We start from the raw sequence: 14,456 nt of genomic DNA on the forward strand, positions 1-14,456 counted from the left end.
GAACAGAAATTATCATAAATTAGACAAAAAAAAGTTACGAAGCAGACACATCTTTGCCAAGACTTTCTTGTTAGCGCAATCATGAAATACCCTTAATTGGTGAATAGTAAACACAAGGAGGTGCTTTTGATGACAGATGCTTATTTATGTCCCAAGTGCAAAACAAATCGTACGCGGTTTCATCAAATTAGCCAAGACGCAATACCAGTTAAACTTGACCCTCGTAATGGTGAAATACTTGAAACCTATAAGGAAGAGCAGCTTACACCTATCCATATGCATTATAACGGGCCAATAATCCGTATACAATGTGGGGCATGTGGCTTGAATGAAGCGGAAGAAACCTTTATTGCTTTCGCCAAAAATAGCCCCCTCTCATAATGAAAACAGACTTCGGCACATGCCAAAGTCTGTTTTTCCATAAGTAATTATTGAGCTAATCGAACCATTTTCTGCCAAAGAAGATACATACTCATTCCATAGGCCTCCACTTCATCTTGAAAGCTATCACCTTTATCTTCTTTTTTTACATAAAATGGTTGTTTTTGAGTCGTTTCATTTCCTTCAAATGAATTATTTAAAAAGCGTGCTACATACGACAATGCATAGTCCGCTCTACCCATCACTTCATAAAACGAAAGAAAACCATGCATCGTTCCGTTAAAACGGACCGCCTCAACAAGATTCCCCGCATGATAAAGTTGTTCTGCAAATGCTTCTCCTTCGTCTCTTAACGGGTCAAACTCCGCTGTTATAACTAGAGATTCTGGAAATTCACTTAACTCTTCACTTAATAGTGGTGAAACATATGGATTTATCCAATCTTCTTCATTCGGTGTATAAGCATCACGAGCTCGTTCCATCACCGACCGAGATAGAAAATAATACCCACTTGAATACGAATCTCTTGAAGGAAAAGAAACATCTTCAAATGTTGTTAATGGATATAAAAACGCACCACTAGTCAAAGAATAGCCTGCTTCATTTGCTTTCATAACCACAGCAGCAGCAATATTTCCGCCAGCACTATCACCTGCAACCGCCACTTTCTCCCTATCAACCTCTAGCTCCACCGCTTCTTCGTATACCCACTCAAGGGCATCAAAACTATCATTTATAGCGGTAGGGAACGAATAGTTCGGTGCTAAACGGTAGTTAGGAGCAACGATGATGGCGTTCGTGCGATTTGCTAAAGCACGAAGAATGTTATCATGGGTATCAATATTTCCATACCCTTCCATAAATGCGCCTCCATGAAAGTAAAGAATAACAGGATGAGGGCCTGGTTGTGTTGGTGTATACAAGCGCATTGCAATATGTTCACCATCACTTGTTTCAAGTATATGGTCAACCCTTTTAATTGTTGGCGCAACAGGATTCACAAAAAAAGACGGCGTTGACAGTCCCTCTGGGAGAAGTTGTTCATTAACGGCATGTAAAATGACGCCGGTCTTTAATGGAACCTTACCTGCTTCCGTATAACGCCAAGTCTGTGCAATAATCATTACAACAAGTAACAAAACAACGACAACTAGCGTTAGCCATCCGATGCTCACGACGACTTTTTGGTTTCGAGTCATGATTTTTACAGTCTCCTCGCCCGTAAAGAAGCAAAATCCACTTGATCCTTACTTCCAGTGAGAATGAATAAACGTATCTCTCCCACTCTCTTCACGATCTTGTTTATAGTGTTTCGGTTGCTTCTTGTAAAAATCTTGGTGCTCGTCTTCGGCAACATAAAACGTGGATGCTGGTAAAATCTCTGTGACAATTGGCTTTTTGAAACGATTACTTTCTTGAAGCTTCTGCTTTGTTGACTCGGCTCTTATCCGTTGGTCCTCATTTTCATAAAAAATGGCCGTTCGATACTGACTACCCCGATCATGAAATTGACCACCATCATCTGTCGGGTCAATTTGCGGCCAGTATAATTCCAATAATTGGTCATACGAAAACTTCTCAGAATCGAAGGTAATTTGAACGACCTCAAAGTGCCCAGTTTGTCCTGTTTTCACTTGGTCGTACGTCGGGTTATCAATGGTCCCTCCCATATACCCTGATAAAATGGAGTGTATGCCTGGTAATTCATCAAACGGTTGAACCATACACCAAAAACAACCGCCTGCAAATGTTGCTCTCTCTTGTTTCATGTTTCGTTTCCCTCCGTAATGCTTTCTCTTAATGAGAGCAGCGCTTTTTCTTTCGCTTTTGCTTCAATCATGACATCAACATCGGTACCGTCAAGTACACGGAGAAGTAAATCAAAATCCTCTCTCCGAATATAATCTGTGTGTCTCGGGTCTGCCTCGCCTGAGCGACCAGAACTAATGTGAATCTTAGGCTTCATTGACCACGTTTTACACACTTCCTTAAACAGATTCTTTAGGTCAGCTTCTTTCGTATGAAAGCACCTCTCATGGTGAATATCAAACACGACGGTGACCCCACACTGTTCGTGAATGTCGAGTACGTCTCTTGTGTGATACGTCTTATCATCGTTTTCCAGTCGAATCTTCATTTGCACGGCAGCAGGCAATTGGTTAAAGGTGTTCGCAAATGTTGTTTTTGCTTTTTCCTTATCCCCATATGCACCGCCAGTATGAATAATGATATCGGTTCCCCCAACAAGGCTTAGGAAACGCTCATGGTAGAGTAAATCATTCACTGCATTTGTTACGACTTGCTTCTTTGGTGAATTCAGTACAGTAAATTGCCCTGGGTGCATGGAAAAACGCATATTGCCTTTCTCCCCTAGTGTTTTGATTTCCTCTAATCGCTGCAAAACGTCCTCATCTTCATCCCAAACCCAGTCCATTTCAGGATGTGTTGCAAACGGAATAATTTCACTTGATAAGCGAAAAAAAGAAATGTGATTTGCTTCATTCCATTTGACCATCTCTTGAACTAAATCCAAATTGTGCATCGTTAATTCTTTAATCTTACCCATGCCTTCATTTCTCATTGTTTGCAAACGACATGTTCGCATTTTAGTTTCAAGGGTTAGGTTCAAACACGCATAACCAAATCTCATTTAAGCTACTCCTTTAAACGCTTGCTTTACGCCTCATCGTAAACAAACTCAATTTCATCATGTTTTCTACTATATTTTATTTTTACTGAGTGGTCATTAAAATACCATAGATCTTGTTCCTCAACAAAAAACAAAAAGCCATCAACTTCTTTTTGCAACATTGGCTCCATAGGTTCTGTTTGACTCATACCAAGTGAAAAGCCACTCTGTAATGAGCCACAGCCACCATAGCGCCCGTACAAGCGAATGGGAATTAGCGATGTCTCTTCTCCAAATTCTTCCTTAAACCAATTGATTGCTGGTTTTGTTACTTCTACATTCATGATTTCACCCACTCCTTTTTGTAGTTCTCATTTTACCAGTAAATATGAAGACCATACAAATATCTTGTTCAATTGTGTCTTTAAACCATTATTTTTTCCCTAGTGCAACTTTTATTATGCTTGTGCATAGTATGCAAAAAAGGAGACGAAAAGATGCTTAAACAAAACACAACCGCTTATGTTTATTTATTTTCAAAACTAAAATTAATTACAAAAAAACAAGTAGAAGACTACAAAAAACAGACGTCAAAAGATGTCTAGTTCTGAGCCTACTCTTCCATCACAATAAAAAGACTTATCGATCATACGAGCTACCGCATGATGATAAGTCTTTTTATTGTTTAACTAAGTATGTATCCAGCGTGTGTAGCAATTGCTTAATATCTGGCTTTTGAACATGCTCATTAATGCCTACTTGCTTTCCTTTTTCCAACATCACATGGGCATGTAAAGAAGAAAACGAAATAATCGGTAGTTCTAATGGCAAACTGCGTACTTTTTTTGTGAAATCAAATCCATTCAAAAGCGGAACATCAATATCAGTTATACATAAATCAACAGTTTCTGCTTGTTCCTCAACGAAGTGCCACGCGTCTTCTCCATTTGCAAAAATGGTTATTTGCTCATAACCAGCATCACGAAGTGCTTCAGTGATAATTAATTGCATTGTCGGTGAATCTTCAATAAGGAGTAATGAAAAACGAGATCGTTCCAAGCGAAACTCTTCAATAAAGTCTTCTTCAAAATGCGTAGGATGAATAACATGAATGACGCGCTCCACATCGAAAAGATACAAAATATGCTCTTCATCAAATGTTACGACGCTCGAAACAAATGCATCTTTCTCTTGTGATAGGGCATCCGGAATATGCATATCCTTTGACTGAATTCGCTCAATTTTTGATACATCTGTTGCTTTTAAAGCGAATGTTTTGTCTCCGTGCTCAATGATAATGAAATAATTAGCCGACTCCTCCTCTATTTGAAGGAGCTGATACGTATTTAACACAGGAACAGCTTGATCACGTAAACGGATAATACCCTCGACCATCGTGTTTTGATTTGGAGACATATGGATGGTCATCGGTCGAATAATTTCTTTCACCTTTAATACATTTAACCCATACCATTGGTTATTTAAAAGAAAGACAAGAATTTCTTGATCATAGACATTTTCTTGGGTTGTAAAAATTGGTTGTGCCACGGTATTCAGCCTCCGTACTCATATAGTCATCTCTGTTTTATATCGGTTACTAGGCTGAAAGTGTTTAGCTCATGCTCACGCTTTCCATTATTTTTGTAAATCAAATGTAAGAGGGTCAATTTTATCGACAACTTTCTGATAGAAATTCCGATAAAAAAAGCCGTTTAAATCGTGATCACTATAGTAGCGGCTTAATTGTTCTAGCAACGCAGGATACTTGCTTGCATTTTCGAGCCCTTTTACATGAAAATGAATGCCATCAAAATCCGAGCCAAAGCCAATATGGGCGATACCACCTAAACTACCAATGTGATCAATGTGAGTTAGTAAGTCTTTGATCGTTGCACCCTTTTCATCCTTTACAAACTTTGGAAAAAACACTAACCCAATAAAAGCATCTTTTTGAATGAGTGCGGTTAGTTGTTCATTACGCAAATTGCGATCGTGTGGACAGCAAGCATAGCTATTCGAATGGCTTGCCATTGTCAGGAGAGAGAGATCGACAACATCCCAAAATGCCTGGATACTTAAATGTGATACATCATTTATTACTTGATAACGATTGTTTAATGCAACAACTTCTTCTCCATAACGGGTTAGTCCAGCTCCTCTTCTTTCACCAATTCCATCGGCACACGCATTTACCCCGTTCCAAGTGAGTCCAATGGAAATGACACCTTGTTCATAGAGCCAATGCAATTTTCCTATATCGTGACCAACTGCGTCCATTCCTTCAAGGGCAAGAACAGCTCCAATCTCTCCTTCTTTTAAAAGGTCAATGTCTCTTAAAGAACGAAGGTGAACCATTTGAGGTTCAATTAAGACCCGCTCATAGAAATGGTTGATTTGCTGTTGAACAACAGAAAATTTATTTTCTTCTGACACTTCATCCGGAACCCATATCGCAAAAAATTGCACTTTAACCCGTCCAGCTTTCAATCGTGTCAAGCTTGTGTCCAATTCCCCATTTACAAATGAAAGAGACGGGCGTTTCCAAAGCTTCAATAGCGCATCACAATGAGTATCGACTACATTCATCGTATCACCTTTCCCTTTCTTACACATATGATAAACCATCTGAACTCGTTGCTAGCCTTTTAGGAGGGTTATACATGAAAAACTTGTTTTCAAAAGACCGACAGCAACCGAATTTATTAGGCTCTATTGATCAATTTTTCCAACAAACGTTAAACCATTTACCACGACCCTTTACGCAAAGGATTATTCCAGTAAGAGTAGAAGAATCAGTTAAAGCATACACCATTATTGCTGATTTGCCTGGCATTGAAAAAAACGCCATTCATCTGCGCAGCCATTACCAATCACTTATGATTACAATTGAAGAGAAAGAACAAGTGGCGACCTTGGATGAAAAAGGGCATACGCTGTCTGAGCAGCAATCTGTTTCCATTCGTGAGCGGAGTGTTCCAGTACCATTTTCCTTTAGCGAAGCCGATATCCATGCTCACTATGCAAACGGTCAACTTACAATCACGATTAAAAAGAATGAAAAACCTATTTCGATTGATTAAAAAGGAGGAGAAATAATGTTCCAACAAAGACGACATCCCCACACCATGATGCACCCACCACACGATCAGGTAAGAAGAGGTAGACCACCTCAACATCAGCCGAGATACAATGGTGTACAGCAAGTTCATCCTTCACAATGGCAAGGACAGCAACCGAAAAAAAGAAGTGCGTGGTCAGCACCATTCACGAATTCAGAGGGACGATTTGATATTTCCAGAACCGCGTCTTCTGTTGATCAGTTTGTTAAAACCTTTCAACAGGTGACACCGATCGTGTCCAAAGTCGGTCGCTTTTTTAAACCATAGAGGTAGGGAGTTCCCTGCCTCTATAGCTAATGATGTTTAGCGCTTTTCCTGAGGTTTTACTTTCTGAGCATAAGCAAGTGTGCCTCTTGGCGCGAGTAACTTTAATCCTTGAGCGTGAACAAAATCGATTTTAATGGTCTGCCCAATCTCTTCTTCAGCCTTGGCATCATAAAGAAATGTTATTCCCTCTATTTCTTTCTTCTGATCTCCTTTCTGTTCGACTCCCTCTTGTAAGTAAAATTCAATCATCGTACTGCATTCATATGTGTCTCGAGCCACCACTCGAACTGTAGAAAATTGCTTCTCTTTTAAGTGCGCCGCTGCTTTATCGGTTAGGTTAATCTCCATTCTCTCACCTCATAATAAGTCGTTTTGGTCAAATAAATAACGATACGGAATGTCAATAAAGATGTAGAGCGCGTCGGACAATGGGTATGAGTAAGTCCGAATCTGCTCGTCTTTATCAATATCTGTATAGAGATCCGATAAAATACCTTTCTTCTCTACATTCATTCGGACAATGTTTTCAAGAAAATATGGCCTCCAGCTCCAATTCTTCGCCTTGCTCTCCGTCCGTAAATACCAATTGCCACATTCGTCTTTTTCACCGTTACTTGACTCTTGATACCCGTTTTCATTACAAATATAAACACGGAATGTGTAATTCGTTAACGCGTTTGCAATGGTTAATACCATTCCATCAAGAGACTCGTTTTGAGGTATTCCTTTTAACACTTGTTTTAACGACGACGTAAGTTCATTTGATAATGTCAACTGTGCTTCTACTTTCTTTCGCTCGAATGCTATAAAATGATTCATGTCTTTCATGAGTTGAACTTGCTCTATTGGCTCGTTAGGATTAGAGGGAACCGCTTTTTGCAAATAACTGCCTTGGTAGTAACGTCCCCCATTTCGCCATGCATAGTTAAGTTGGGCGAAAGACGTAATCCCATTAAATAATAGCGTTGAACCAATTTTCCGTGCCAATGATGAAAGCGAATGGTGAATATCACTATACATACTAGGCAAGGCATTTTCTTGTAAAAAGCCACAGCTTACACGGATGACGTTGGGACGAATCTGACTAATAAATTCTAACTGTGAGGTGGTGGTATCTTCAGCATCAAGGGCAATTTGGATGCCTAAGCTTTGAATGTACATAATCGTATGCTTTACATCAATTAGTTCTTCTAAAGAGCGATCAAACCCAATAATCACAACGATTTGGTGTAAAGACATTCCCTTATCTTTCATTTTCGTTAATCGCGCTAGTAACGTTTCTCCATTATCAACTTCTAGTAGTTTGCTATTGTAATGAAAGAATAATGTCAAAGGCTCTTCTGTATGGAATTGCGCTTCCAGTGTATCAAATGCTCTGGCTTGCAAGTGATCTTCCATTTCAATTCGATACTCTCTTGGAATGTCATGATCATCGAAAAACCAAGTTACGTTCATCGGTTTATCGTTTTCAACCCAGTATGCCTCCACTTCGTAACCAATAATTTTCTGTGTGTCTGCACTAATGATAGGTAAGAAATAAGGAACCACATGGTCTTTATTCATCATAATATCAAGAGGGTCCACAAGATCGCCTCCTTTTTATGAAAGTAAGTGTTTTTAATGATGAACGGAGAGTAAGAAATGCTTAACTCTCTTATTCACTTGCTTTGGCTTTTCTTCTAAAAGTAAATGACCGCATTGCTTAATAACATGTATACGGCTATTATGAAGATCACGATGAAGGGCATAGCTTGTTTCAATGGAGATAAGTGGATCTTCCACCCCCGAAAGAATGAGCACTGGTTGGTGAATCTGATGAAGCTGCGCTTGCGACAAATCCCCTTCCCGCTGCCGAGTTAATTGGATTAAACCATTTATAAATAATGGATCTGAAAGCGGCCCTTCATAATTGGCAATCATATCCGCGGATAAGCACCGTTTATTGTAAACAGCGTCTTGCAAAAAGAGTCGCACTTGAGGTTTCCGATAGTGCATGACCCAGTTTAAACTTTTTTCTATTAAAGGAAAATATGTAGCAACTTGAAATGGTTTCTTTACCGGCTTTAAATAGCCAGAACTCGCAAGTAACGAAATACTTATCACTCTGTCGGGCTGACGGTAAGCGAGGTAAAGGGCAATTTGACCACCCATCGAATGCCCGAGTACGTGAAACGAATCTACATGTAGTTGGGTCATTAATTCCCCAAGCTGATCCGCATAAGCGGAAAATGAATAAACGGATCCATTTCCTTTCGAACTGCGACCGAAGCCTGGCAAGTCACAGCAAATAAGATCATACTCTTCACGCAAGGCTGGAATAACACGGTAAAAACATGTGACTGAAGCGAAAATTCCGTGAATCAGTAACAAGGTTCCTTTTTTTGGCTTTATGCTTTTAAACCATTCATAATAGATGCTCGCTTCATGAATGTGCAAATAAGACGCTTGATCTGGTTTACGTTTTGACATGTTGATCACTCCCGTACGCTTAGGATGTACGAGAATTGGTAAATCAAAACGTTAAGATTCGTCTAAATGGTAAGGTGTTTCTTGGTATACATAATAATTTAACCAATTTGAAAATAGCAAGTTCGAATGCGCTCTCCACTGAAGAGGTGGTAACGCTTCAGGGTTTTCATTTGGAAAGTAATTAATTGGCATTTGACATGCCCCACCTTGCTTGATGTCTCGTTCGTATTCTTTCTTCAACGTATGTGCATCATATTCAGCATGTCCCATTACAAAAATACGTTTTCCATCTTTCGAAGAAGCGATATAAACACCGGCTTCATCCGATGAGCTTAGCACTTCCAATTCTGATATTTCCTCTATATCTTGTCGGTGGATCGTCGTATGACGAGAATGAGGAGCAAGAAAATAATCGTCAAAACCACGAAGTAAATTAACGTTTGGGACGTTCACCGTATGATTATAAATGCCAAACAGTTTTGTATTTAATGGACGCTTCCGAATTTGGTAATGATGGTAAAGAGCTGCTTGTGCTCCCCAACAAATGTGAAGAGTTGATGTCACATTTGTCGTCGTCCAATCCAAGATTGACTTCATCTCGTCCCAGTAGTGGACATCATTAAAAGGCAAAGTCTCTACAGGTGCACCCGTAATAATCATGCCATCAAATTTTAGCGATTTAATTTCACTAATCGTTTTATAAAATTGTTGTAAATGTTCTTTTGACGTATTTTTTGGCTGGTGACTACTTGGATGTAAAAGGGATACATCTATTTGTAGTGGCGTATTTCCAAGCAGGCGAATCAATTGTGTCTCCGTCTCTTGCTTCGTCGGCATTAAGTTTAAAATACATATCTTCAGAGGTCGAATATCTTGTTGATAGGCACGTGATTCATCCATCACAAAGATATTTTCTTTTAACAACTTCTCCTTTGCTGGTAAGTGATCAGGAATTTTAATTGGCATAAAACGTCTCTCCTAAACGAACCCATCATTTCGATTTTTCATTAATCTTACCGTAAGAATTTTCTAATTTCAACAAATGCGCTTGTTAAAAAAGAAAAACAAGCAAAAAAGCGCATGTGCGCTTTTTTGCTTTGCCTCCTATTTCAATCTTGCCTAGTCGTACTTGCTTTACTCGAGTTCCAGTGGAAACACTAGTTGTCCACCACGAAAGTGATCACTGTAAACAAACTCAAGCGCTGTATTCTTTGGAACGATAAATGCAATTTCTCCGGAAACAGAGCGCCCGCTTTCTAATTGTCCACCAATAATTCCTTTTGTTTCAATACGCTCAGCATGACTATATGCATAATGCTCTTCATCGACTAACGTAAGATTGATCGGCAGGAAGCTAATACTAGATTCTCTCGTGTTCTCTGCTGTTAAATCTACTTTCACTAGTTGCTCTGTATCGCTATGTTCCGAAACACTAACACCATTAAGTGTAACGTACACTCCATTTAATTCCTGCGTTTCCGATTCATCCTGATGATCGGATGCCGTTGGTTCAGTTGAATCGTTCGTCACACCTAACGTTACGACTAAAATGATGAGTAAGCATGCAAGTAAGCTTAATAATACAAGGATTTTGCCTTTCATTACGTTCCCTCTCCTTAACATATGTACAAATTTCTTTCTCTACCCTATGCTCGGAACTGGTTAATCATACATATGTTTAGTAAAAGAGTAAATAAGACTTATTACTCCCACCAATGATCATAGATCGTGACTGGTGTTTGTCGTTTATGTTCTGTCATAGCATAGCGTGACTCTATTTTTTGAGCGATCTCTTGGTCTACTTCCTTTCCTTCCAAGTAATCATCAATTTGCTCATATGAAATGCCTAATGCTTCTTCATCTGGTAAACCAGGCTTGTCATCTTCCAAGTCAGCCGTCGGGACTTTCGTATAAAGCGATTCTGGTGCTGCTAATGTTTCAAGTAACTGCTTTCCTTGGCGCTTCGTTAAACCAAACAGAGGTGCAACATCACACGCGCCATCACCAAATTTAGTAAAGAAGCCCGTTACAGCCTCTGCTGCGTGATCCGTTCCAATAACAAGAGCACGGTAATGAGCCGCTAGGTCAAACTGCACTTTCATTCGTTCTCGAGCTTTTGTATTTCCCTTTAAGAATGTTGATAATTGAGACTGTGTCGCTGCTTGAAAAGCTTCAACCGATGCTTCAACAGCACCTTTTATATTCACTGTTAGAACTTGATCTGCTTCAATATAAGAAAGAGCAAGCTGGGCATCATCTTCATCATGCTGCTCTCCATAAGGCAAGCGAACTGCATAAAATTGATAGCTTTCGTCTTGTTCCTCTTCTCGTAGTTCCGTTACTGCTAGTTGCGCAAGTTTTGCTGCAAGAGTCGAGTCTTGACCTCCAGATATGCCAAGCACATAGCCTTTTGTTCCCGTTTTGATTGCGTATGATTTAAGGAATTCAACTCGTTTTCGAATCTCTTCTGTTGGATCAATGGTCTCTTTTGAGAATAAGTCTTTTCGAATACGATCTTGGTTAACGTCCATTTGTGCACACTCCATCCGTTTGTTGAATTGAGAAAGCTGTGTTAATAACCCTTCGCTCTGCAAAATGGCTTCTTGCGTCTCCCCTAATAAATCAAAGTGGGAAAGTTCATCTCGCTGATGAATCCACTCTTTCTTTAAGCCATATTGCTTTCCCCAATGAATTAGTTTCTCTCGATCTTCACAAGCCACTTTTGTTACAGTGTTCGCATTTGGAAAACGCGCATCGTACCAATAGTGCGTGATAAAAGCAATTTTACCATTTCTAGCTTCCTGTTTCCACTTTGTCAAATCACGTCGGTTAATTCCAAACGCCATTAACGCTCCTCCATTAGACGGTTATACGTTTCATACCATTCAGGGAATGCTCGCTTAAACGGAACTGGCTTAAAAGTATCCTTTTTCACAATAACGTGGGTTGTATAACCCGTCACACATACATCATCATGCTGATTTTTAATTTCATATTGGTAAATCGTTTTAACGCCATCATTTAGGGATAGCCACGTTGTAATAGTTGCTTCATCTCCATAGACGAGAGGCTTTTTATACGTTGCATAAACATCATATACAGGTGCGTAATACCCAGCTCGCTCCATTTCAACATAACTATAGCCAGCTTCTTGTATAAAAGTGGTTCTTCCTAGTTCAAAAAACTTAATGTAGTTTGCGTGATAAACAACACCCATCATGTCGGTATCCGCGTATTGGGGCGTGATAATTTTGCTAACCAAATGTGGCACTGCCTATCCTCACCTTTCTCACTTTCGTCGCTTTTTATACCTTGTCCTAACACTTGGTATTCACTCATAGTATAGCACAATGACCTCTTAAAAAAGAAGCAAGTGTGCTTTTAAGAAAGTGACTTTTCAGGGTCATCATTCACTTTCGTTGAATCCATAAACTGCGTAACATCTTTTAATTCAATGGTAAGCGCTATATCTGTCTCCTCTGTCGTTCGCAAGGCATGCGCTTGAATGATCTCCTCGAAAAACCAGTCAATATAGCGACCATTCCCTGAGATCGTTGTTTTTGATAAATGATTTTCTATTGCGTCGAACGCTTCGTCTGACCAAGTATATCCATATGCAGTTAACTTTTGCTTTAACATGTCTGCCAATTGGCTCGATGTATATGGACGAAATTCGATTTCTTTTCGAATACGTGAGCGCAAACCAGGGTTACTGTTCAGTAACGTTTGAATTTCATTTTGATAGCCAGCAAATATAAGGACGAGGTTTTCCTCATGTTCTGTCATCGCTTGGGTTAACATCGTAATCGCTTCCTTGCCAAAATCATTCTCTCCGCCTTGAGCAAGTGCATAGGCTTCATCAATAAAGAGAACTCCGCCTAATGCATCTTGAATGACTTGACTTGTTTTAATGGCTGTTTGACCAACATATCCTCCTACTAAATCACTTCTAGAAACCGTAACAAGATGACCCCGTTTTAATAACCCAATCTCATTTAAAGCTTCCGCATAAAGAGTGGCAACAGTTGTTTTACCTGTTCCTGGCGGTCCACTAAATACAGTATGGAGCGGCATCGGCGGTACAGGTAAATTCATGCGCCTACGCGATTCTTTTACTTTTGCGAAAGAAGTCAATTTATTCAACTCTGCTTTTACCTGTTCAAGACCAACGAGTTGATTAAGCTTTTGTAGCGCTTGTCCTGTTTTCGAGGGTTGCTTTGTTTGCACATGTTGCTCCTCGATTAAAACAAAGTCCCGCTCTGTTGTATGATAACCTTGAGATCCTTTTTCAAATATTGCTTTTTTGACTATATCTTCAACAACACGTGCATTCCCAAACGACTGATCGATTTCCAATCGCTCTATTTCTGCTTTCACTTTTTGTAGAGCAGCATTTGTGAACACAAAATCAACATCAAGCGCTTTTTTTTCAGCAATTTGTAAGAGTTCTGATTCCGTATAATTCGGCAAATCAATATGATTTTGCTCAGGAAATCGACTTGCTAGACCAGGGTTAGCACGAATAAACCCTCGCATCTCTTGCGGATAGCCTGCTAAAATAACAGCAAATTTTCCTGCATACGTTTCGCTGGTCATAGCTGATACAAGTGTATCAATAACGGCTTGACCATAATCGTTTCCTGACTGACCCTCACGTTTTAAGCTGTATGCCTCATCGATAAATAACACACCACCTACCGCTCGCTCAATAGCTGCCATCGTTTGCTCTTCTGTTTGACCTACGTAGCCTGCAACAAGAGAAGCACGGTCCACTTCATACACGGTCGGTTTTTCAAGCATTCCTAATTCGTAGTAAATCGAAGCGAGTAAACGTGCAATGGACGTTTTACCAGTACCTGGATTCCCTGTTACAACCATATTCAGGTTTAACAGATCGTTGGAAGACAGACCTATTTCTTCCCGATTCTTTTGGTATTTCAAAAAAGCATAAAGCTTTTTGACTCGACTTTTCACATCAGTCAAACCAATCATTTCTTCCAGCTGAGCCAATGCTGATGTCTGCTTCTCTCCTAGAGCTTCATCCATCTCTTTGTTCACTTTGTCTTGTAGCTCATTCACACTATCAAGTTGCTTCTTTAATTGGGCAAACTGACTTTTTGAATAATAATTTCCTTGAAAACTCGCTAACAATTGCTGACTACTGTCATTTAACTCTTTTATATTGTTTAATAGCATCTCGCCATGTTTTTTTGCAAGAGAGGCTTCCTTCCCTTCTACTTGAGCAATCCAGTCTTGACTTCGCGTATTGACCTGCTCCACTTTTTGTTTTTTCACTCGGGCTTGATCTGTTTCTCTAAGCTGGGGCCATGAACGACGAATCCTTTCGTCTTGAGCCCAAGAAACGAGCAGCTGTTTTTGCGTCAGCTCGTCTAAAAACTTGTTAAAGGAGCCATCATCCTCTAATTCCTGTTTCCATTTCTCTGTAAATAAATCCATTTCTTGCTTACGTTCAAACCGCAACGAAACAAGTTTAGCTAGTTCATTTCGGTTGTTTTCATCCTCTATATTTTCTAGTCGTTTTCGCCAAAGTTGTGCTTCTTCTGCTAATTTCTCATTTGTTGTCGCCATGT

17 protein-coding genes are annotated in these 14,456 nt (G+C 39.7%); 3 read left to right on the forward strand and 14 right to left on the reverse strand.

Translation table 11 applies throughout. The annotated features are described in order from the left end of the window. Nucleotides 1-129 precede the first annotated feature (129 nt). Nucleotides 130-381, forward strand: a complete 252-nt coding sequence (locus PQ477_RS19510; RefSeq protein ID WP_035397015.1) for a hypothetical protein — start codon at nt 130-132, stop codon at nt 379-381. Between the two features lie 47 nt (nt 382-428). Here the strand turns inward: PQ477_RS19510 and PQ477_RS19515 are convergent, their stop codons facing one another. From PQ477_RS19515 to PQ477_RS19540, 6 genes are all read right to left on the reverse strand, one after another. After that, nucleotides 429-1,580 (reverse strand): alpha/beta hydrolase, encoded by a 1,152-nt coding sequence (locus PQ477_RS19515; RefSeq protein ID WP_144559124.1) that lies wholly within the window; start codon nt 1,578-1,580, stop codon nt 429-431. Nucleotides 1,581-1,628: 48 nt separating this feature from the next. Then, nucleotides 1,629-2,150, reverse strand: coding sequence for a peptide-methionine (S)-S-oxide reductase MsrA (gene msrA, locus PQ477_RS19520; RefSeq protein ID WP_144559125.1), 522 nt, complete (start codon nt 2,148-2,150; stop codon nt 1,629-1,631). Beyond that, nucleotides 2,147-3,031, reverse strand: coding sequence for a UV DNA damage repair endonuclease UvsE (gene uvsE, locus PQ477_RS19525; RefSeq protein ID WP_274272729.1), 885 nt, complete (start codon nt 3,029-3,031; stop codon nt 2,147-2,149). The genes msrA and uvsE overlap by 4 nt, the downstream gene beginning before the upstream one ends. Before the next feature lie 26 nt (nt 3,032-3,057). Continuing rightward, nucleotides 3,058-3,354 (reverse strand): HesB/YadR/YfhF family protein, encoded by a 297-nt coding sequence (locus PQ477_RS19530; protein WP_035397233.1) that lies wholly within the window; start codon nt 3,352-3,354, stop codon nt 3,058-3,060. 334 nt (nt 3,355-3,688) lie between these two features. Further along, nucleotides 3,689-4,558, reverse strand: coding sequence for a chemotaxis protein CheV (locus PQ477_RS19535; RefSeq protein ID WP_144559127.1), 870 nt, complete (start codon nt 4,556-4,558; stop codon nt 3,689-3,691). A gap of 87 nt (nt 4,559-4,645) precedes the next feature. Beyond that, on the reverse strand, nt 4,646-5,596 hold the full coding sequence (locus PQ477_RS19540; RefSeq protein ID WP_274272730.1) for a dipeptidase: 951 nt from the start codon (nt 5,594-5,596) through the stop codon (nt 4,646-4,648). Nucleotides 5,597-5,670: 74 nt separating this feature from the next. Between PQ477_RS19540 and PQ477_RS19545 the strand changes: the two genes are divergently transcribed. After that, nucleotides 5,671-6,090 (forward strand): Hsp20/alpha crystallin family protein, encoded by a 420-nt coding sequence (locus PQ477_RS19545; protein ID WP_035397229.1) that lies wholly within the window; start codon nt 5,671-5,673, stop codon nt 6,088-6,090. Nucleotides 6,091-6,105: 15 nt separating this feature from the next. Next, nucleotides 6,106-6,396, forward strand: coding sequence for a YppG family protein (locus PQ477_RS19550; RefSeq protein ID WP_035397227.1), 291 nt, complete (start codon nt 6,106-6,108; stop codon nt 6,394-6,396). A gap of 36 nt (nt 6,397-6,432) precedes the next feature. On the opposite strand, the gene PQ477_RS19555 is transcribed toward PQ477_RS19550, so the two are convergent. The 8 genes from PQ477_RS19555 to PQ477_RS19590 all read right to left on the reverse strand — a co-directional run bounded on the left by PQ477_RS19555 (nt 6,433) and on the right by PQ477_RS19590 (nt 14,454). Continuing rightward, entirely contained in the window at nt 6,433-6,744 is a 312-nt protein-coding gene (locus PQ477_RS19555; protein WP_081762356.1) for an iron-sulfur cluster biosynthesis family protein, read from the reverse strand. 9 nt (nt 6,745-6,753) lie between these two features. Further along, entirely contained in the window at nt 6,754-7,980 is a 1,227-nt protein-coding gene (locus PQ477_RS19560; RefSeq protein WP_144559129.1) for an EAL domain-containing protein, read from the reverse strand. A 33-nt stretch (nt 7,981-8,013) separates the two neighbouring features. Continuing rightward, nucleotides 8,014-8,865 (reverse strand): alpha/beta fold hydrolase, encoded by an 852-nt coding sequence (locus tag PQ477_RS19565; RefSeq protein WP_274272731.1) that lies wholly within the window; start codon nt 8,863-8,865, stop codon nt 8,014-8,016. A 51-nt stretch (nt 8,866-8,916) separates the two neighbouring features. Continuing rightward, nucleotides 8,917-9,831, reverse strand: coding sequence for a homoserine O-acetyltransferase MetA (gene metA / locus PQ477_RS19570; RefSeq protein WP_274272732.1), 915 nt, complete (start codon nt 9,829-9,831; stop codon nt 8,917-8,919). A gap of 168 nt (nt 9,832-9,999) precedes the next feature. Continuing rightward, nucleotides 10,000-10,467, reverse strand: coding sequence for a DUF4352 domain-containing protein (locus PQ477_RS19575; RefSeq protein WP_035397219.1), 468 nt, complete (start codon nt 10,465-10,467; stop codon nt 10,000-10,002). A 101-nt stretch (nt 10,468-10,568) separates the two neighbouring features. Beyond that, on the reverse strand, nt 10,569-11,396 hold the full coding sequence (gene nadE, locus PQ477_RS19580; protein ID WP_274273601.1) for an NAD(+) synthase: 828 nt from the start codon (nt 11,394-11,396) through the stop codon (nt 10,569-10,571). A gap of 314 nt (nt 11,397-11,710) precedes the next feature. Next, nucleotides 11,711-12,136 carry an acyl-CoA thioesterase gene (locus PQ477_RS19585; protein ID WP_274272733.1) on the reverse strand — a complete coding sequence of 142 codons (426 nt, stop codon included), beginning with the start codon at nt 12,134-12,136 and terminating at the stop codon, nt 11,711-11,713. A 110-nt stretch (nt 12,137-12,246) separates the two neighbouring features. Further along, nucleotides 12,247-14,454: an AAA family ATPase gene (locus tag PQ477_RS19590; RefSeq protein ID WP_274272734.1), complete on the reverse strand. Its 2,208-nt coding sequence runs from the start codon at nt 14,452-14,454 to the stop codon at nt 12,247-12,249. Nucleotides 14,455-14,456: the final 2 nt, after the last annotated feature.

The organism is Shouchella hunanensis, from assembly GCF_028735875.1.
Classification (GTDB): Bacteria; Bacillota; Bacilli; order Bacillales; family Bacillaceae_D; genus Shouchella; species Shouchella hunanensis.